This window comes from Pseudoalteromonas sp. BSi20439 (assembly GCF_000241165.1).
GTDB lineage: Bacteria > Pseudomonadota > Gammaproteobacteria > Enterobacterales > Alteromonadaceae > Pseudoalteromonas.
The window spans coordinates 1-19,934 of sequence record NZ_BADW01000094.1; the positions used below are offsets into that span (position 1 = coordinate 1).

General features: G+C 40.5%; 15 protein-coding genes and 1 pseudogene. 2 read left to right on the forward strand and 14 right to left on the reverse strand.

Annotation, left to right across the window (positions count from 1 at the left end):
- Positions 1–53 precede the first annotated feature (53 nt).
- From P20439_RS08540 to P20439_RS08595, 12 genes are all read right to left on the reverse strand, one after another.
- Positions 54–1,292, reverse strand: a complete 1,239-nt coding sequence (locus P20439_RS08540) for a uracil-xanthine permease family protein (RefSeq protein WP_008466149.1) — start codon at positions 1,290–1,292, stop codon at positions 54–56.
- 9 nt (positions 1,293–1,301) lie between these two features.
- Entirely contained in the window at positions 1,302–1,934 is a 633-nt protein-coding gene (gene upp / locus P20439_RS08545) for a uracil phosphoribosyltransferase (RefSeq protein WP_008466150.1), read from the reverse strand.
- 133 nt (positions 1,935–2,067) lie between these two features.
- Complete coding sequence (locus P20439_RS08550) at positions 2,068–3,015, reverse strand: DUF1679 domain-containing protein (RefSeq protein WP_008466152.1); 948 nt, start codon at positions 3,013–3,015, stop codon at positions 2,068–2,070.
- Between the two features lie 212 nt (positions 3,016–3,227).
- Positions 3,228–4,334 carry a serine hydrolase gene (locus P20439_RS08555; RefSeq protein ID WP_008466155.1) on the reverse strand — a complete coding sequence of 369 codons (1,107 nt, stop codon included), beginning with the start codon at positions 4,332–4,334 and terminating at the stop codon, positions 3,228–3,230.
- A 109-nt stretch (positions 4,335–4,443) separates the two neighbouring features.
- Positions 4,444–4,758, reverse strand: coding sequence for a hypothetical protein (locus P20439_RS08560; protein WP_008466158.1), 315 nt, complete (start codon positions 4,756–4,758; stop codon positions 4,444–4,446).
- A gap of 80 nt (positions 4,759–4,838) precedes the next feature.
- Positions 4,839–5,627, reverse strand: a complete 789-nt coding sequence (locus P20439_RS08565) for a hypothetical protein (RefSeq protein WP_008466160.1) — start codon at positions 5,625–5,627, stop codon at positions 4,839–4,841.
- 232 nt (positions 5,628–5,859) lie between these two features.
- A complete protein-coding gene (locus P20439_RS08570) occupies positions 5,860–6,177 on the reverse strand; it encodes a heavy metal-binding domain-containing protein (protein ID WP_008112402.1) in 318 nt (105 codons plus the stop codon).
- A 323-nt stretch (positions 6,178–6,500) separates the two neighbouring features.
- A complete protein-coding gene (locus P20439_RS08575) occupies positions 6,501–8,756 on the reverse strand; it encodes an acyl-CoA dehydrogenase (protein WP_008466163.1) in 2,256 nt (751 codons plus the stop codon).
- A 291-nt stretch (positions 8,757–9,047) separates the two neighbouring features.
- On the reverse strand, positions 9,048–10,073 hold the full coding sequence (locus P20439_RS08580; RefSeq protein WP_008466165.1) for a zinc-binding dehydrogenase: 1,026 nt from the start codon (positions 10,071–10,073) through the stop codon (positions 9,048–9,050).
- Positions 10,074–10,084: 11 nt separating this feature from the next.
- On the reverse strand, positions 10,085–11,494 hold the full coding sequence (locus P20439_RS08585; protein WP_008466167.1) for a TolC family protein: 1,410 nt from the start codon (positions 11,492–11,494) through the stop codon (positions 10,085–10,087).
- On the reverse strand, positions 11,487–14,636 hold the full coding sequence (locus P20439_RS08590) for an efflux RND transporter permease subunit (protein ID WP_008466169.1): 3,150 nt from the start codon (positions 14,634–14,636) through the stop codon (positions 11,487–11,489). The genes P20439_RS08585 and P20439_RS08590 overlap by 8 nt, the downstream gene beginning before the upstream one ends.
- Before the next feature lie 9 nt (positions 14,637–14,645).
- Positions 14,646–15,815 (reverse strand): efflux RND transporter periplasmic adaptor subunit, encoded by a 1,170-nt coding sequence (locus tag P20439_RS08595; RefSeq protein ID WP_008466171.1) that lies wholly within the window; start codon positions 15,813–15,815, stop codon positions 14,646–14,648.
- 118 nt (positions 15,816–15,933) lie between these two features.
- On the opposite strand from P20439_RS08595, the gene P20439_RS08600 reads away from it, so the two are divergent.
- Positions 15,934–16,872, forward strand: a complete 939-nt coding sequence (locus P20439_RS08600) for a LysR family transcriptional regulator (RefSeq protein WP_008466173.1) — start codon at positions 15,934–15,936, stop codon at positions 16,870–16,872.
- Positions 16,873–16,884: 12 nt separating this feature from the next.
- Here the strand turns inward: P20439_RS08600 and P20439_RS08605 are convergent.
- Together P20439_RS08605 and P20439_RS08610 are read right to left on the reverse strand one after the other, a co-directional pair.
- A pseudogene (locus P20439_RS08605) lies at positions 16,885–17,898 on the reverse strand (GGDEF domain-containing protein).
- 109 nt (positions 17,899–18,007) lie between these two features.
- Positions 18,008–18,871, reverse strand: coding sequence for a DUF6279 family lipoprotein (locus tag P20439_RS08610; protein WP_008466178.1), 864 nt, complete (start codon positions 18,869–18,871; stop codon positions 18,008–18,010).
- Positions 18,872–19,187: 316 nt separating this feature from the next.
- Here P20439_RS08610 and P20439_RS08615 point away from each other — a divergent pair, with 316 nt between their 5' ends.
- Positions 19,188–19,913 carry a tetratricopeptide repeat protein gene (locus P20439_RS08615; RefSeq protein WP_008466180.1) on the forward strand — a complete coding sequence of 242 codons (726 nt, stop codon included), beginning with the start codon at positions 19,188–19,190 and terminating at the stop codon, positions 19,911–19,913.
- Positions 19,914–19,934 lie beyond the last annotated feature (21 nt).

Consider the following 19,934-nt stretch of genomic DNA (forward strand, 5'->3'; position numbering starts at 1 on the left):
ACTAATTTAAATGCGCTTTTTTTGGTGCAATATTTTTTAGCCACAGTGCAAACTTAACTCTGGTCGCTCTGTGCTTTGGGTAATACTAAGTTTAATACTATGCCTAAAATAGCACACAAGCTCACACCTTCTAGGCTGAACTCACTACTACCTATGTACATACCACCAATACCACAAATTAAAATAAGTGCCACAATACTTAAATTGCGCGGCTCACTTAAGTCATCGCCCGATTTAACTAAGGTGTTTAAACCAATAACCGCAATAGAGCCAAATAATAAAATCATTATGCCACCCATCACAGGCACCGGAATGGTTTGCAAACCAGCGCCCATTTTAGCCACAAATGCTAAGCAAATTGCGATAATGGCCGTCCACATCATTACTTTAGGGTTAAAGTTTTTAGTGAGCATTACCGCACCGGTTACCTCTGAGTAAGTGGTGTTCGGTGGGCCGCCAAATAAGGATGCAGCAGACGTGGCTAAACCATCACCAAATAAAGTGCGATGGAGCCCTGGTTTTTTCAAATAGTCTTTTTTTGTAACTTGGCTAATTGCCATCATATCGCCAATGTGTTCAATAGCAGGCGCAATTGCCACCGGCACCATAAATAATATGGCTTGCCATTTAAACTCTGGTAACACAAAGTTTGGTACTGCTAGCCACTGTGCATTACTTACGGCTTCAAACTGCACTATACCCATAAATAACGATAGTGTGTAACCGGCAACAACACCGGCTAAAATAGGTATTAATTTAAATACCCCTTTACCCCACACGGCAAACACTAAAGTTACTAGTAATGAGAACATAGAGATAATAATAGCGCTGTCGTAGGCAATAATTTGTGTACCACCATCGCCACTCTTACCCATCGCCATATTAACCGCAGCAGGCGCTAAAGCGAGGCCAATCACCATAATCACTGGGCCTACCACAATTGGCGGCAAAATTTTATGTAAGGTTTTTGTACCTTTAAACTTCACCAATAAACTTAATAGCATATAAGTAAAGCCCGCCGCCATTAACCCCCCCATAGTGGCCGGTATGCCCCACATTTGCACTGAGGCAATAATGGGTGCAATAAACGCAAATGACGACGCTAAAAAGATAGGGACTTGGCCTTTAGTCACAAATTGAAACAACAAAGTACCTAAACCAGCAGTAAACAACGCAACGCTAGGATCTAGGCCGGTTAAAATAGGCACTAGTACCAACGCACCAAATGCAACAAACAGCATTTGGGCACCGGTTAGAATAGTTTTTATAGAAAATGTAGAATTATTTTGCACTGCTAAACCTTAGTAAACCGTACCGAAAATTTTGTCACCTGCATCGCCAAGCCCTGGGATGATGTAACCTTTTTCATTTAAATGGCTATCAACTGAGGCAGTAAAAATCTCAATATCAGGGTGAGCGGCTAATGTTTTTTCAACGCCCTCAGGTGCAGCAACCAGTACGATTACTTTAATTTCTTTACAGCCCGCTTTTTTAAGCATATCAATGGTGGCGATCATAGAACCACCAGTAGCCAGCATTGGGTCAATCACTAAGCTTAAACGCTCATCAATATTACCCACTAGTTTTTCAAAGTAGGGGACTGGCTCAAGAGTTTCTTCGTTACGCTCTAAACCCACTACACTCACTTTAGCCGCTGGGAGTAACGACATTACGCCGTCCATCATACCAAGGCCCGCACGTAAAATTGGCACCACGGTAATTTTTTTACCCTTAATGTGCTCAACTTTAAGTTTATTGCCGTCCCAGCCTGTAATTTCGTTATCTTCTAATTCTAGATTTTTAGTGGCTTCGTAAGTTAATAATGTGCCCACTTCTGAACACAACTCGCGAAAACTTTTCGTGCTAATTCCATGCGCGCGCATTAAACCTAACTTATGTTGAACAAGGGGATGAGAAATAACGTGAATAGCCATAGTAATAAACCTAGTGATAAAAAATTTGACGTATTTTATATTAAAACAGGCCGTTTGACTGTTAATTTTAGTCTTGATTTCATAGTTCGTGCCAAAATATTTAATTTAGCCACAACTATAAAGATTTTTGTGTTTATGAGTTGTTACTCGCTAACCAATTATTTACCTGATCATGCATGTAGCTGTTAACCTTTTTGTGTTCTGGGCTCCACCCAAGTAAAAACCGATAAAAGTCTGCCCATGCCACTGGCCATAAATGAGCCCATTGTGTAACAACATCATCAGCATTAATGTGTGGTTGATAGTCACTCAGAGCTTGCTTCAATTGGCTAAAATAATAATCAAGGTAGCTCTGTGCGTGTTTATGAAGCTCAGAATCATCCATACAGCTGGTCATAAAATACATTACATCAATCACCCCAACACCCGCACCCACATATTGAAAATCGTAACCGAGAATATGCCCTTGGCTATTAGCGGCAAAGTTAGCAAGCTTGGCATCACCATGAATTAACGTTTTATAATCACACTGCTTTAACGCGCTGTTTAAAAGTGATGCAGCCTTTTTAATATCGGACTTTTCAGGTAAGTTATTAAATTCATCAGGGCGTGTATCTAAATGCCAATAACTTCCTTGCTGCCATAAGCCATCAAACTTTGCATTTAAATGAAAGGCATGAAAATGTGCCAACCACTTTAATATGGCTTTTATATTCTCGGTGGTTGCTTGGCTGTACCCCTGCTTTGAAAAATCTTTAAACACCAAGGCAAACTCATCGCCCTTGTTGATTGCTTTAATGCATTCAATAGCTGCAGCTTGCTTGGGCAGCTTATGGCTAAATTGCTTATAAAACGCATATTCAACGTGGTAAGAGTCACGCTTTCTATTAAGTGCAAAGTTGCTTTGTTTAATTTTAGGGTGATTAATATGATCGGGTACTTTAATCGCTTTAATAACACAGGCTTGCTCATCAAGTTGGCACTTCACAATTTGACCACAGCCACTCCAAAGCGAGGTTAGGGTTTCGCCAATGGCTATACGCTCAAAATGCGGGGTAAGTAACGGAAGATAAAAAGACATAGCCAAATTAGGTTGCTAAATTTTAGTTAGTTTAACATTAGACAGTGTTTTAAATAAAAGGTCTTAGTAAAAAAGCTCTGTATGTTTTTTCACAACCCTGTATGTAAAAAACGAATGCTAGTTTTTGAATGGGCGGCAAAATTAACTATGCCACTACAAACTTATCGTCGAATTGAGCGCTTTACCCGCTGAAATACTTTGTTGTATCCATTTTAGTTATGGTTTTGTTTAACAATAGAAAGGATAAGACTATCAATGTCATTATTCACTGCGCCAATACTACTATTACTTAAAATCACATAACCAAAGTTAAGGTCAGTGATAGAGCGTGATAGCGAGACCCAACCACGATTAAATCCAGCAAAGCCAAGACTGCTATTCTTTGCGTCAACAACATAGCTCATACTCCAGCGCCCATTAGTGTTTGGCGCGGGCTTTATCATCAGATCAATTAATTTTTCTGGTAGCAACCCTAAACCATTATAATCACCATCGTCGTTGCGCAACACAGCCATATTAAAGCGGGCTAAGTCTATTGGCGTTGTCTGTAAACCAGCAGCTGCTTTCTCATTAAAATAAACCATGCCCGTGACTTTGCCGGAATTATCGTAAGGTGTTGCCGACTTTTTGATAACTTTTTTAGTAATTTTAAAAGTAGAATCCTTCATATTTAGAGGCTTAAACACGTATTGCTGCATATAGTCTTCAAATGCCATGCCTGACACATCTTCAATTAAAAGTTGCACCACTGAATACCCACCACCAGAATAAGACCATTTTGTATCGGGCACATGAATAAGTTCAACAGATCCGGCGCCATTGTTATTGCCATTTAGTGAGTCAACTATAGATGTTAACTTTTCTGGAGACTCCCAGCCTGTATATGGGCCAAGTGACAAGCCTGAAGTGTGAGATAAGATATTTCTCAATGTTACTTTTTTTGCGTTAAACTCAGACTTAGGGATCTGCCAACGTTTGAGGTATTGGTTTATTGGCGCATCTAAATCGACTTTGCCTTGAGCTACAAGTTGCATTACTCCCCAAACAGTAACCAGCTTAGAAATAGACCCTACGTTAAACATTGTGCTTTGGGTAATCTCAGTTTTGGCTGCTACGTCGGCAAAACCATAGGATCGAAACTCTAGAACTCTATTTCCATTGACAAATGCAAGTGCAACACCAGGAGCTTTGTGTTTATCTAAAATCTTTGGTATGTCATCTTCCAAGCGCTCTGTGATCTCAGACACATCAGTAAACTCTTCAGCGGTAGCAAGACTAGCTAAAAACAATGTAAATATTATCAGTATTGATTTAATCATAACTTTCCTTAGTTCGTAAAACGCCAATATAAACAGACTTGAAATAGTTGGCTAAAATATTAAACAGTGTGAAAACAGCCAACGGTTTTTTTTCGTTTGAATATTCTTACTAAATACCGTTTGTTACCGATAAGTATTTGCTTTTACCGAAACTGACATAATAAATAGTTAAAAAAAGCAATTTGAATATATTACTACCAAAAGAATTTTTAATAATAATTCCTTTGTCAGTAATTGAGGCTACAGGAAAAGTTTGGCTTGAACACCAATCTATTTTCGCTTGAATAGTTTTAGTTGAATCAGGGATGTTTACTGTTTGCGTAACCCCTCTTTTTATAGTCGCAACTTCTACGTCATCCGCAAACAACTTATAGTCTCTCGCCATATCTACAAATTGTTTTGGTCTAAAAACTTGAATATTCATCTAAACTCCATTTAGGTATTTAACACCCCAATAAGCCGCCGAAAGGAGCATAGCGTATTGAGGTCGGTTTAATTGGCTTGTTAGAGTGCTTCTTCAACTTTTATGCCTGCTGCAGAATACAAGGTTTGTATTGTACTTTTTGCCAGTGCTATTAACTCTTGCAGCACTTGAAGTGCTGGTTTTGTTGAATCTATGTCACCAATTACAATTTCAACGGGCACATCTAATTCCTGCTCAATTATGTTCGATGGTGGCACTTTGGCTTTTCTTCTCTGTGTCCAAGTCATTGGCTGTACTTGCCAACCAACATCGCGATAATTATTACCAAAGCCACAATTCATTAAACCAGATGGAAAATCAGGAACCAGTCTTTGAATCATTGAGCTACTAATTTTCGTGAAGTTACCTGTTGGGACTAATAACTTGTGTTTATCCATAACGTCCAAGTCGTGTATGGCACAAAGAAGTATATTCCCACCATCTCTATATGGCTTTAAACTCGCTAGTGCGTGAGCAAAATCTTTCGAAACTCTCGAAGGTATACCAGTCAAAACAGAGTCTTTCAAGGCAGTCTCTGTTGAGGTGATTGGAAATTGAATGCTTTTTCTTTCTCCATCAGATTTTGCATACCTCTCAGTACAATTCCAATATGCATGATCAATAGCAGCTCTAAGATTATGGAGAACATCGCCAATTATTACGGCAGCTTCATTAGCAACATTTTCGTTTCGCTTTGCGAATGTTGCTCTTCCACCAGTTTTGCAATTAGTTTCTAAAAAATAACCGAACGGCTTTTTCTTTTTAAACATCTGTGCAAGTTCAGCATAATGCTTTTCTGCACGTTTTACTTTCAAGTAGGCACTATCCATATTCGCACTCTAATAACTTTATCAAAGGACACTTTCCTCTTTTTATGAGCAATGTATGTCCTCTTCATTATTTTTAATATTAATTACAAATCATGTAACACATTGCCAACTTTAAACTTTTAGTTAGGCTGTTCTTTTTATAATGTGCAGAAAAGAGGAAAGCGCCCTCATTTCTTGGCTTTGAAAGAAACACCAAAAATGACAAGCGTTGCGAATCTGCTTAAATTGTTTGTTATGTTCGAAGTTTAACTGCTGTGCCAAACACTAATATTTCTGATGCCCCATCAGTAACTGAGCTAGTTGTAAACCGTATTCCTACTATTGCATCGGCATTTAACTTTTTTGCATCTTCTATTAATCGTTCTACCGCTACATTTCGAGCTTCCATCAACATCTCGGTATAGCCTTTGAGTTCGCCACCCACAATCCCTTTTAAACCAGCCATGATATCTCGACCAACATGTTTAGACTGAACCATGTTGCCATTGACGATTCCCAATACAGCTTCGATTTCCTTGCCAGGAACAGTTTCCGTTGTCGTATAAATCATAATTTTTCCCTAAAACATAACAGCTCATTAAACACCACTTTGGGAGTTATAACCCTCAAAACAGCGTATATTATATACGCTCAATAATTCCACTAAACAACTCTAATGTAAACAAGTAATTACGTAACTTATTTACCACCCATTGTTAAAATACACTAAAATAACGTTTAATAATGTTCTGTACCATTAAATTAGTCGTCATTAGTTATGAGCTTAAATCACACCCATAAAAAAGCCCCGCTTGATGTTACTCAAGCAGGACTCCACACTAATTTTGTATCAATAAAAGCGCCTAAACTACAGGCGCTTTGCATTATTGAATTTTATTGGTTAACCACGCTTTTAAGCGGATTAACTGGCTGTGCGTTGTCGTCTAGGATGTTCATATCGAAGTCGAACTCATCAACACGAATCGCTTTTTCACGCTTTTTGTTGTAATCACTTAACTGAACAAATTCAGCGTCGTTAATTACTTTTGCAGCAAGTGCATTTTCAAGTGTGATTGAAAAACGCGTGCCCGGCTTAAAGGTTTTAGCACGTAGCGCTTTTTTCACTTTTGCTAATAGCTCAAGTGACGCCATTTTAGCTTTGTAAGCTTGCTCATTGATGTGATGACCATCACCTTCAATTGGCTTAACTAAATGTGTTATTTGCGCTTTAAATGCTGTATCAAGCTGAGCTTGTTTTGCTAATTCACGAATTAAATCATCGCTAATTTTTGGCATTTTAGTTGAGTAGTTCATAGTAATGAAACGAATGAACTTACGAGTACCACTTGCAGGGAAGTTGTCTAAGAACTTGTGCAATGCTTCTTCTGCACTTTGTAGTGCAAAACGAGTCGCATAATGGAAGTAAGGAGCCGCTTGCTCACGCTCGCTGCTTGCTACTTTTTGCTCGTAATACTTAATAGATGCCATAGCTGCGTACAAGAAGCTCATTACATCGCCTAAACGTGCTGAAAGCATTTCAGCTTGTTTTAATTTACCGCCAAGTACTAGTAATGAGAAGTCAGCATATACAGCTAATTTAGCTGATAGTTTATGTACTGCTTTTTCGTAGTCACGTACTTCTGGTAATGCTGAGTTTGCACTCGCGGTAAACGGTAGCACACCTAAGCGGAAGGCTCGTAAGCTGTTTGCTGTGCTGTAACCAATTGTTTTACGTAAAATACCGTTAAATTCTGCATCTGCGTTTTTGTCATCGCTGTGGATAGACTCAACCATAGATTGTAGGTATGGGTGACAACGCATAACACCTTGACCAAAGATCATCAGGTTACGAGTAAGAATGTTCGCGCCCTCTACCGTAATGGCAATTGGCTGCGCCACATAACCGCTAGCAAGTGTATTTTGAGGACCGTTCTGAATTGCTTTACCCGCTTGAATATCCATTGCTGAGTCAAGCACATCACGGCCAAGCTCTGTCATATGGTATTTAGCAATTGCAGTTACTACCGATGGTTTTAAGCCCATGCCTAAACCTTCAGTTGTCAATACTCGCATTGCTTCTTGTAGGTATGTTTTACCTGCAATATCAGCTAGCTTTTCTTGAATACCTTCAAATTGACCAATTGATAAACCAAACTGTTCACGCACTGCTGCGTACTCAGAAGCTGATTTAAATGCAACTTGAGCTGTACTTACACCCAACGCTGGTAATGAAATACCACGACCTGCGCCTAAACAGCTAACTAGCATTTGCCAACCGCGACCGATGTTTTTCTGACCACCGATAATAAAGTCCATTGGTACAAATACTTTGTTACCACGTGTAGTACCGTTGTAAAAACGGATACCCATAGGATCATGACGGTTACCAAGTTCTACACCAGGGTGCTCTTTTGGAATAAGGGCACAAGTAATACCTAGGTTTTCTTTACCACCTAGTAGACCATCTGGATCAACTACTTTAAACGCTAAACCAAGTACAGTAGCAATTGGCGCGAGTGTAATGTAGCGCTTGTCCCATGTAATTTCTAGGCCAAGTACTTCTTCGCCGTTGTACATGCCTTTAGTAACAGTACCTACATCAGGAATACCGCCGGCATCAGAACCTGCTTCTGGGCTGGTTAATGCAAAACATGGAATGTCTGTACCATTTGCTAAACGTGGTAAGTAATGTGCTTGTTGCTCATCTGTACCGAAGTGAAGTAGTAACTCACCTGGGCCTAACGAGTTTGGTACCATTACAGTTACCGCAACCGCTGAACTTTTAGTTGCGATAGTACCTACAATTGTTGAGTTAGCGTATGGGCTGAACTCTAAACCGCCAAACGATTTAGGGATGATCAGCGAGAAGAAACGCTCTTTTTTCAAAAACTCTAAAATATCGTTTGGTAAATGAATACCATTTTGAATGACTGAATCATCAATCATACTTAGTAGTTCTTGTACTGGGCCGTCTAGAAACGCTTGCTCGTCTGCGGTTAGTTTTGCCGCAGGTACATCGCGTAGCGCGCTAAAATCTGGTTTACCTTGGTAGATAGACCCTTCTAGCCATACATCGCCAGCGTCTAGCGCTTCTTGCTCAGTAACTGAAATACTTGGTAATACTTTTTTTAATTTTGTACGTAAACTCATAACGAACTCATCCGACCAGATAATAATACCTACATTACGTCATAAAAATCGGTTTAGATCAATTACTCTATTCAATTAATTAACAGTTTTTGCAATTTATTTTCTTTACCTGAACGTAAACTGTTGAAATAAAAAGGCTTACACCTGTACGCTGAATTATTATTTTTTTGTTAAAAATTTAATAATTCTGGTTGTTGGCGCCGCAAATACGGATTTGGTAATAAAGTAGAAAACAAAAAAACGCAGCCTAAAATTAGGCTGCGTTTTTTTAATACGAGAATTTGGGTGAAATTAGCTTACTTTAACCACCTGCTTACCAGTAAAACCACCTGCTAACTGGTTGTTTAAGGCGCTAGATACGGCCTGTGCATTAAAATCAACAGCTAGAATTTCAGGGTGCTTTATATCGCCATTAGAAACTGTTTCAAGCAATAAATTCCCCATAAAACTCATACGCTGCTGCGCACATAGGCTGTTGGCTAACCACGCGCCACCTAAAGAGACAATACTAATATTGGGCGCACGCCTAAACATTAACTGCTGTTCAAACTTAGGCAGTGGATTTAAACAAGCAATACGGCCACAAAAACGCATTAACTCAATATTTTGAATGGTCGATTCCCCGCCCATAATATCAATAATGGCATCAAATCCTTGTGGTCCTAACTCTCGGCGAATTTTGTCACATAAGGTTTTGTCATTGTAATCAAAGACTACATCAGCCCCTAGCTGCTTAACCAATTTGTGGTTACGCTTGGAGGCGGTTGTAAATACATCGGCACCACGCTGCTTTGCAAATTGAATAGCAAATTGACCTACAGCACCTGCGCCCCCTTCAACAAAGAGGGTATCGCCTTCAGTTACGGCTAATTTATCTAAGCTGATAAGCGCTGCCATTCCGGCGCAGGGCAAAGTAGCAGCCTTGTCACTGGCTAATTGCTTGGGAATGATAGACACCGCATAATTAGGTACTTTTGCGTATTCGCTCAACACCCCTTGCTCACCAATACTGGCATGCCACATTACACGCTCACCCACACCAGGAAATACACCTTTACCCGCTTTAACCACCACACCCACTGCATCTAAGCCTAAAACATGCGGATATTGCCACAGACAAAAGCCAGATTTAGCAAATTGCGCATCCACCGGATTTAAACCAACATACTCCACTTTTACTAACAGCTCATTACCTGTGCATTGAGGCACAGGTAATTGAATATCCGTTAAGTTAATATCCTCATTAGGCTCTATTAAGGCAATAGCCTGCATAGATGAAGGAATAGTATCTGGGTTTGTAACTACAGTATTAGGCATCAAAAACTCTACTAGTTAGTATTACTTAACGCGTAACTCCATCGTCCATTAAATGACTGGTAAGCATTTACCTTAGCAAGTAACGATGAAATAGTTGAATCAACGGCATTTTCTTGTGCTATTAAAACATCCTGACGTGCATCTAACAACTCTAAGTAAGGAATTTGCCCTTCTTCATACATTGCTTGTGCTTGTAAAAATGCATTATTAGCAAACTGATACCGCTGCTCAGCAAAGCGCGATTGCTGTGCTTGATTGACCAAGTATTGCAATGAAAGTTCACTCTCGTTAATGGCTTTTAACACCACTTGTTGATAGTCAGTATAAGCAGCTTGACTTAAAAACTGCTGCGCATCACGCTGAGCCAACAACGCAGGATAACTCAATAAAGACCATTGTACTTGTGGTGCAACTTGCCACTGCTGCTGGGTGTCGCTAAAACCATTACTGCCCAAACTTAGCACGCCTGCAAAACCACTTAAGCTGATATCGGGTAATAGAGCTTTACTGGCTGCCACACTTAAACTATTTGCTTGGCTAAAGTCATATAATGCACGGCTAATATCAGGCCTTAGTGCAATAGCCTGATTTGGCTTTGCTAGTGACACTTGAAATGCCTTGCTCAATACAGCACGTTCATCTTTAATACTCAGTGATTGCGTTGGTTGTGCACTTAATACCGCCAGCGTAGATAAGTCACGAAACTTAGCATATTCAATCGCCGGAATGAGCGCTTGTTGCTGCCTAAGTTGCGCCATGGTGCGGTTTAAATCAAGCTCATTTGCCACACCTTCATCTACTTGCGCCTGCAGCACTTGTATGCTTTGTTCAAGTGCTTCTATTTGCATTTCAATAATTTGTTGCTTTTGCAGGTTGCCCTGATAGCTGGCAAACCCTTTAACCACAGATGACACAACTTCAATTTGTAATAGCCTAACTTGCTCTGCTTGGCTCATAGCTTGTGAATTTGCGGCATCAACGAGTGCAGTTATTCGACCAAATAAGTCGAGCTGCCAGTCAAGTGCAACATTTGCACTTGACTGTCGGCTATTGGTATCGCCTAGTCCACTTCGTTTAGCTCCAACCTCAACACCGCCTTGCGGTAAGTATTGTGCTTGTTGTTCACCAATACGTGCCAACGCACTTTTAAGCACTAACTGACTCGTTTGTAAGTCGTAGTTATTAGCTAATGCGTTGCTAACAAGCTGGTTTAATTGCGCTGAACCTAACTTGTACCACCAGTTTTGCTCATCGTCACCAACATACTGTTCTGCCGATATTGCTTGGGAAACAAACTCGTTTACTTGTTGTTGCTCAGCTGCTGTATCTATTTTGCTCGCACAGCCAGATAACACTGCAATCGCTAACACTGAGCCTAAAAATGCCGGCATTTTAAATTTGTTTAAATGTAATTTAGTCATTTGAAGACTCCTCAGCGCGCTGCTTTTTTACCACCAGCATGTAAAACACTGGCGTAAATAATAGCCCAAATACAGTCACACCAATCATACCTGAGAATACTGCGTTACCCATTGCATGACGCATTTCAGCACCGGCACCGGTTGCCAACACTAACGGAATAACACCCGCGGTAAAGGCAATTGAGGTCATTAAAATAGGACGTAAACGCATGCGACACGCTGCCAACATAGCCTCAAGGTGCGATAATCCAGTGTCGTGTTTATCTTTGGCAAATTCCACCATTAAAATGGCGTTTTTAGAGGCCAGTGCCACCAGTACAATTAACGCTATTTGGGTAAATATATTGTTGTCTGAGCCTACAAACCACACCCCTAATAACGCCGAGAAAATAGTCATAGGTACAATTAAAATAATGGCCAATGGTAAACGTAGGCTTTCATATTGTGCAGCCAGTACCATAAACACAAGCAATACCACCAGTGGGAACACGTACACCATAGTATTGCCGGCAAGTACTTGCTGATACGTTACCTCAGTCCACTCATATTCAATACCAGTAGGTAGCGTTTTCGCCAATACATTTTCAATCGCTGTTTGCGCTTGGTCTGAGCTGTAACCTGGCGCTGGGCTGCCGTTAAGTTCAGCACTTGGGTAACCGTTGTAGTGCATAACACGATCTGGGCCTATAGTTGGCGTTACCGTAAGCACTGAGCCTAGTGGCACCATATTACCTGCACGATTACGTACTTTTAGGTTTAGTATTTGCTCTGGGTCTACCCTAAATTCAGCATCTGCTTGAGCATTTACTTGGTAGGTACGACCAAACATATTAAAGTCGTTTACATACACTGAGCCTAAATAAATCTGCAATGAGTTAAATACTTCATCAAGCGCAATACCTTGGATAAGTGCTTGTTCGCGGTCAATATCAATATCCATTTGCGGTACTTGAATTCTAAAGCTTGAATACAGCCCCATTAACGCCGGATCTTTTTGCGCCGCGGCAATCACTGATTGCAAGCTATTAAATAATGCTTCAAAGCCTTTGTTAGCTCTATCCTCAATTTGCAGTTTAAAGCCACCTGTAGTGCCTAAGCCTTGAATTGGCGGTGGCGGAAATACAGCCACAAACGCTTCATCAATTGCCGCAAAACGCTGATTTAACTGCGCCGCAATAGCCGAAGCCGACATACTCGGATCGGTACGCTCTGCAAAAGGCGCCAATGGTGTAAACACAATCCCGCTATTAGGGCTATTAGTAAAACCATTTACAGATAGGCCTGGAAACGCCACAGTGTTTGCAACACCTGGAACCTCGAGCGCTATTTGCTGCATTTGTTTTACTACCGCTTCAGTTCTGTCTAAGCTTGCTGCATCTGGTAGCTGCGCAATGGCAACTAAGTATTGCTTATCTTGCTGTGGTATAAAGCCACCAGGTACCGCGTCAAACAGCTTAATCGTACCGCCAACTAAAGCAACATAGGCAACCATTACCACCACGCTCATACGAATAAGCTTTTGTACTAGCTTTTCATACCCTGTTGCACCACGGTTAAACAGTCGATTAAATGGCTTGAATAACCAGCGACCAAATAACTTATCTAATAAGCGGGTAAACGCATCTGGTTTTGCGTCGTGCGATTTTAACAATAAGGCTGCTAGCGCCGGCGACAATGTCAGTGAGTTAAACGCTGAAATAACTGTTGAAATAGTTATGGTTAAAGCAAATTGCTTATAAAACTGTCCAGAAAGTCCAGTAATAAAGGCCGTTGGAATAAATACCGCACACAATACCAATGCAATCGCAATAATTGGGCCGGTTACTTCTGTCATTGCAACGCGTGTTGCTTCAAGCGGCGATAAGCCGTTTTCTATATTTCGTTCAACATTTTCGACCACTACAATCGCATCATCAACCACAATACCTATAGCCAGTACTAAACCAAATAGCGATAAGGTATTAATAGAAACACCAAGCCACTGCATTACAGCAAAAGTACCAATGAGTGAAACTGGCACAGCTATAAGCGGAATAATAGATGCGCGCCATGTTTGTAAAAATACAATAACCACAATCACCACCAGCACGATTGCTTCGAGTAAAGTGGCGATCACCGCATCAATTGAGCCACGCACAAATACCGTTGGATCATAAACAATGTCGTATTCAACACCTGCAGGAAAGTCTTTTGATAAACGTGCCATGGTTTCACGCACCTGATCAGAGAGCTCAATGGCATTTGACCCTGGACGTTGAAATATTGGCATCGCTAAAGCGGGTTGATTATCAAGCTCAGCACGCAATGCATAAGAATCTTGGCCTAAATCAACACGTGCCACATCTGACAAGCGTGTAAGCTGCCCTTGCTCCCCAACTTTAATAATGACTTGTTTAAACTCTTCAATGCTATTAAGGCGTCCTTTGACGTTTAATAAAATTTGGAACTGACTGTCATTTGAAATTGGTTGCGCACCTAAACTACCCGCTGCAACTTGCTGATTTTGCGAGCGTAGTGCATTGACCACGTCACTTGCAGTAAGCTCACGTGATGCTAGCGCATCGGGGTTAAGCCAAACTCGCATTGCATATTTACCACCACCAAATAAACGAATATCACCCACACCAGGTAAACGCGCTATTTCATCTTTAATATTTAAATCGGCATAATTTGATAAATATGCGGTGTCATGGCTGTTTTGGGGTGAATATAAATGCACCACCATGGTTAAATCGGGTGATGATTTTTCAGCAACAACCCCTAAACGTTGCACTTCTTGTGGCAAACGCGGCAGCGCACTATTTACTCGGTTTTGCACTTGCACTTGGGCACGGTCTAAATCAGTGCCTAACGCAAATGTCACCGTGAGCGTCATACGTCCGTCACTGGTTGCTTGTGAAAACATATACAGCATGTTTTCGGTGCCGTTTATTTCTTGCTCAAGCGGTGTTGCCACTGTTTGTGCAATAACCGTCGGGTTAGCACCTGGGTAACTTGCAGTCACAACCACTGTTGGTGGTACAACTTCTGGGTATTCACTGACAGGCAGCTGAAATAATGAAATGCTACCTGCAATTAAAATAATCAACGACAGCATGGCCGCAAAAATCGGTCGCTGTATAAAAAAGTGTGAAAATTTCATCTAACAACCTTATTGCTTAGCAACTAAATCGGCAGGGTTAGCACTTAGCGTAAATGCAACGCCTTGGGTATTAATTGCCACTTTATTTGGTGATATTGGCATACCGGGTCCTACACGAGCTGGGCCATTTACAGCAATAACATCGCCTTGCTCAAGTCCTGATGTGATGGCTCGCAACGATCCATAGCGCTCACCTACCGTTACAAGCTTATACTGCAGCACATTGTTTTCGCCTACCGTTAACACAAAGCGATTTTTTAAATCTGTGCCTATGGCTCTGTCTGGAATAATGACAGTTTCGCGTATTGCATTAGCTGCCAATTTAATGCGTGCAAATGAGCCCGAACGCAGCTCGTTACTACGATCATCAAATACCGCACGAACGCGTAAAGTGCCTGTAGATGCGTTAATTTGATTATCTATAAAGTTAATATGGCCGCTATAGTTAAAATCGTCTTGCCCTACTTTTTGCATTACAACAGGCTGTTTGCTTGCAGCTGTTACTTCGTCAAATGCGCTATTCCAAGTACGTTCATCTACATCAAAGTAAGCGTACATTTTGTCATTAGAAACAATTGAAGTAAGCACGCTTTGCCCTGCAAGTACGTTGTTACCTTTGGTAATATTTGCGCGAGAAATCACGCCATCAATAGGAGAAACCACTGACGTAAACTCTAAATCGAGCTTTGCAGCTTTAAGCTGCGCTTGCAGTGCAGCAAGTTGTGCTTCACGCTGACGTAAAGTCGATGTACGCGCTTGTGCTTGCTCAGTCGAAATGGCTTTTCGCTCAGTTAAGCGTACCGCACGCGATGCTTCGCTTTTTGCTTGTTCAAGAGCCGCTTGAGCACTTTTTACCTGAGCGCTTAAACTGTCAACGGTTGCAGCGAATGAGCGATCGTCTAAACGAAATAATACATCGCCTTGTTTAACGCTATCCCCTTCTTTAAATTCAATTTGCTCAATAATGCCGGATACACGCGGCATTAATGCCACTTTCTGCGGTGACTCTAAGCGTGTTGTATAGGTATGCCAACTTTGAACTGGCTTAACCAAGACTTCGGCTACATCAATAGCTTGTTGTTGCTGTGCGGGGGCTGATTGCGCTGTACTTTCATCGGCACAACCGGTCAGAGTAATTAATGCAACAGATAAGGCTGTAGCAACTAAGTGTTTGTTCATAACGACGCTCCTTTTAATTTAGCATTGCATAATACGGAACATACTTGATGACAAAAACAATAGATCTTTAAATTCATTAGTGCCAAAATGGCATCAATACTCACTAAGTGATGAAATAATGGATACAACCAGTCGACTATTAATGCTGCTTGAAGTGGTAGAGCAAGGCTCATTTGCAAAAGCAGCCGAAATACGAAATATTGACCGCTCAGTGATCTCTAAGCAAATTAGTCGGTTAGAGGATGAACTTGGGGTAAGACTATTAAACAGAACAACCCGCTCATTCTCTCTTACAGCAGCGGGCGCTGAAATGATAAAAAAAGCGGGTGAGCTGCGAAGCCTGCTTGGCGAAACGGTGCGCATGGCAGAAAACTACCACCAAGAGCCTCGCGGCGTATTGAAAGTGACCGCATCGACTTTAATTGGTCGGCGTTATTTACAGCCAGTGATCAACGATTTCCAAAAACGCTTTCCGCAAGTGGAAGTAGAACTGCGTTTAGATGACCGACTGGTTGATATTGTATCTGAAGGATTTGATTTAGCGTTTAGAGTGGGTGAACCCAAAGACTCATCATTAATTGCTCGTAAAATTGCCCGTAATCGTCTGTTACTATTAGCCGCGCCAGCGTTTATAGAAACATACGGTATGCCAACAACAATCACTGATTTGGCACAATTGCCAGCGGCCAGTTATGCCAGCAACTCACTGCGGGTAGAAGGCATAAATTACTATAACCACACTGGCGAGCACTGCGAGCAAAAAATAAAAAGTGTGTTTAGAGCAAACGATGCAGAAGTATTACTGATGAAAACTCTCTCTGGCACCACCTACTTTTTAGCGCCGGCATTTATTTTAGATAAAGAAGTGATTGATGGGCAACTGGTGCCCTTACTTACCGATGTAAAATTAATGGAACACAGTGCAATGTATGCTGTATACCCACACCGAGATTTACCGGTAAGAACACGATTGTTTTTTGATGCCGTGCGTGAATACATTGGCAAAGAAAGACCGATTTGGGAAAACAGTATTCCTGATTTTGAACAAATGTATTAAGCCGCAATAAACCTAACCATGCACTAAAATATCAGTACAGACCTCGTTGCGGCCAGTTTCTTTGGCTTTATAAAGTTGTTTATCAGCCAAGTCTATTAGTTCACTAAGGCTTTGTTGCTGGTATTGAACAACGCCTATACTAGCGGTTAACTTAATGGTTTCACCATTGGCAATGATGTGCTTATTTTGTATTGCGAGTCTTAACTTTTCTGCCATTGCTAAGGCTGCTTGCGGGCTATCAAAATTGCTCATTAGTGAAAACTCTTCACCTCCCACTCTAAATACATACCCTTTAGCAAAAGTGACACGCAATAATGTTGCTAGCTCAACCAACACTTTATCGCCCACCTCGTGCCCATACTGATCATTAATTTGTTTAAAGTAGTCTAAATCGAGTAAAAATAAGTAAAGTTGAGATTTATCTCTAAGCTCTACTTCAAAATAGTGGTTCATTGATAAACGATTACCAGCACCGGTTAGGGGATCGAGTAACGCTAAATTTTTTAAACGTTTCTAAAAATCAGCTCTATTACCTTCAAAAACATGAGATATGGCCCATATGCTTATGTACACAAATAATAAGTTAAGTCCTATGTTAAAAGCTGAAAACGATGAATGTGGCAGTTTTTGAGATAACACCATCAACTGCAAAAAAAGTAATGCCGAAGACAAAATTAACCCATAACGCCTACCAAGTAGTAAGTAATAAAGAATAGGCAAAATAAATGTCCATAAAAACAGACCGTTTTTAAGGGGGGCTAAGTAAGTGCCGCACAACACAATTAAAGAGATGGCTAAACACATGATAATGGCATGCCAGCGCTTAGGGTAGTGTTTTTGTGAGTGCTTAAAAATATACAAGCATAATAAGGAAAAGCCGACTTCGAGACCACCAACAAGGTGTAAATTATTTACTGATAAATTAAAAACGGCAAACACCAACGACAAAAAACCAAAGCAAATACACATCCATTTAAGAACGTGCTTGCGTAGCGTTTTTGTACTATTAAGAGCAGCTATATCCATGGATAACTTAAAATATTTTTGATGGCTTATAATACCCCTGAAATGCAAAAATCACAATTTTCAGCTAAATAAGCCAGTAAAAACAAGCAAAAAGAACTAGAAAACAACCTCAATCTGTAAGCAAGTCATTAACAGTATCCACTAAATCTGCAAATTCTTCATCAACATGCGCTAACTGTTTAACGCTCAGCGTTTTATTTAACTTGAGTAGCAAATGCGCATAAGCTTTTAAATTTTGTTCATTTTTCTCAAGCAGCTCATTACTCATATAATGCTCACGCTCAGTGATAATGGTGTGTAATTGCTGGGCAAACTCTGCCTCGCTAAGTGTTTGCTGGCTAAAAAGGGTTTCAAGTGCGGCTAAACGAGTTAGTTTATAGTCGTACCATAAATCACTGGTAGGGGTATGCTCACTATTGGCTTGTGATATGAGCGTTTGCTGCTCAGAAGTGAGTTTGCCAAGCCATTGCTTGTAGTAATCTAGTTGTCTCTCTAAGCGTTGTTGTTGGTGCTCCTCTTTAGTTAATGAAGCGTGCTCTTGGATTTCATCATTAATTTGCTCGCGAATATTTTCTACCATTTCACTTCGCTGTGATGGGGTTAAGGTCAGCGCTAACTCAATTAAAGGGTCACTAGTATGCAACAGCAAGTTTCGCCAATGCTGCTTCACTTGGGTTATTTTATCCATCAACTGCGCAGTATCGGCTTCATTGTTTAGCAATTGTCTTAGGTCGAGTAAATCGGCTTTATATTTTGGTAATTCAACTTCACGATGCCAATCTCGGGTGTCGTTAATAATCGCTTTTAACTGCTTAGATTGGCTTTTATTAAGATCAACGTAATCATCTATCCAAAATGACGATAACCAACCAAGGTTGTTATAAGCAAAGGAGGTAGAACAACTGGCAATAAACAATAAACTGGTTATAAAAATAATTTTGCTTAGTTTTATATTTTTTAAATTATTTAACATTAACAGACCCCGTTTTATGATGCTTTGGTTGCCAAAAATCATCATAAGTAATTATGTAAGCTATTGCTCGCTTTTATTTTTTTCATTTTTCTATAGAATCGCAAGCTAACGCAATTTATATCATGACTATATGCTTAAGTTTAGAATTTTTGAGCTATAGTTAAAGCTACTTGTTAATACGTTTGTATACCTAGGTTATAAACGTTGGCGTTATTAATTTAGCTCATAATTTTTTACCTATCCCTAATAGATTCACTAGGTAAGTTTTACTTTTATGGCGCTTACATAGAACGACAACTAATTTGGAGACATGCTTATGTCACAGTCTAATTTTAAAGCACTGCTACTGGCCGGTATTATGCTCGCTACCCCTCTTGCCTATGCTGGACTAGAAGAAGGGATCAGAGCTGCTAATGCGGGTGAATTTGAAGAAGCACTTAAAGAGTTTAATTATTTAGCAGACAAAGGCTATGCCCCAGGTATTTACGAACTAGGTAAGCTATACGAGGGCGGACATGGAGTTACTCGCGACTACTACAAAGCTGCAGAGCTTTATCAACAAGCAGTTAAAAAGAATCATGTAGATTCGATGTTTGCACTTGCAGTATTGTATGACGAAGGCAATGGCGTAAAGTTAGACAAACAAATGGCTATTAGCTTATTTGAGAAAGCAGCCAATAAAAACCTTCCTGCTGCACAGTATAATTTAGGGGTAATGTACGCCAACGGCAATGGCGTGAGCCAAGATTATAAAGCCGCCAGAACATGGTATGAAAAAGCCGCCGCAAATAATTACACTCTTGCACAATTTAATTTAGCACTGATGTATTTCGAAGGCTTAGGAATGCCAAAAAACCTTGAAATGTCGTATGTGTGGAATACCATTGCTGAGTATAACGGTAATATGCAAGCTAGTCACAGTCGTAAACTTGATGAACGCACTATGCTCCCTAAGGAAGTCGCTGAGGCTAAAGAAAAAGCCGATGCTATTTATAATAAAATTTTAGCGGGTACTTATGCGGGTGAAGGGCGAATGTTTTAAGCCAAAAGAATAACTAAAAAA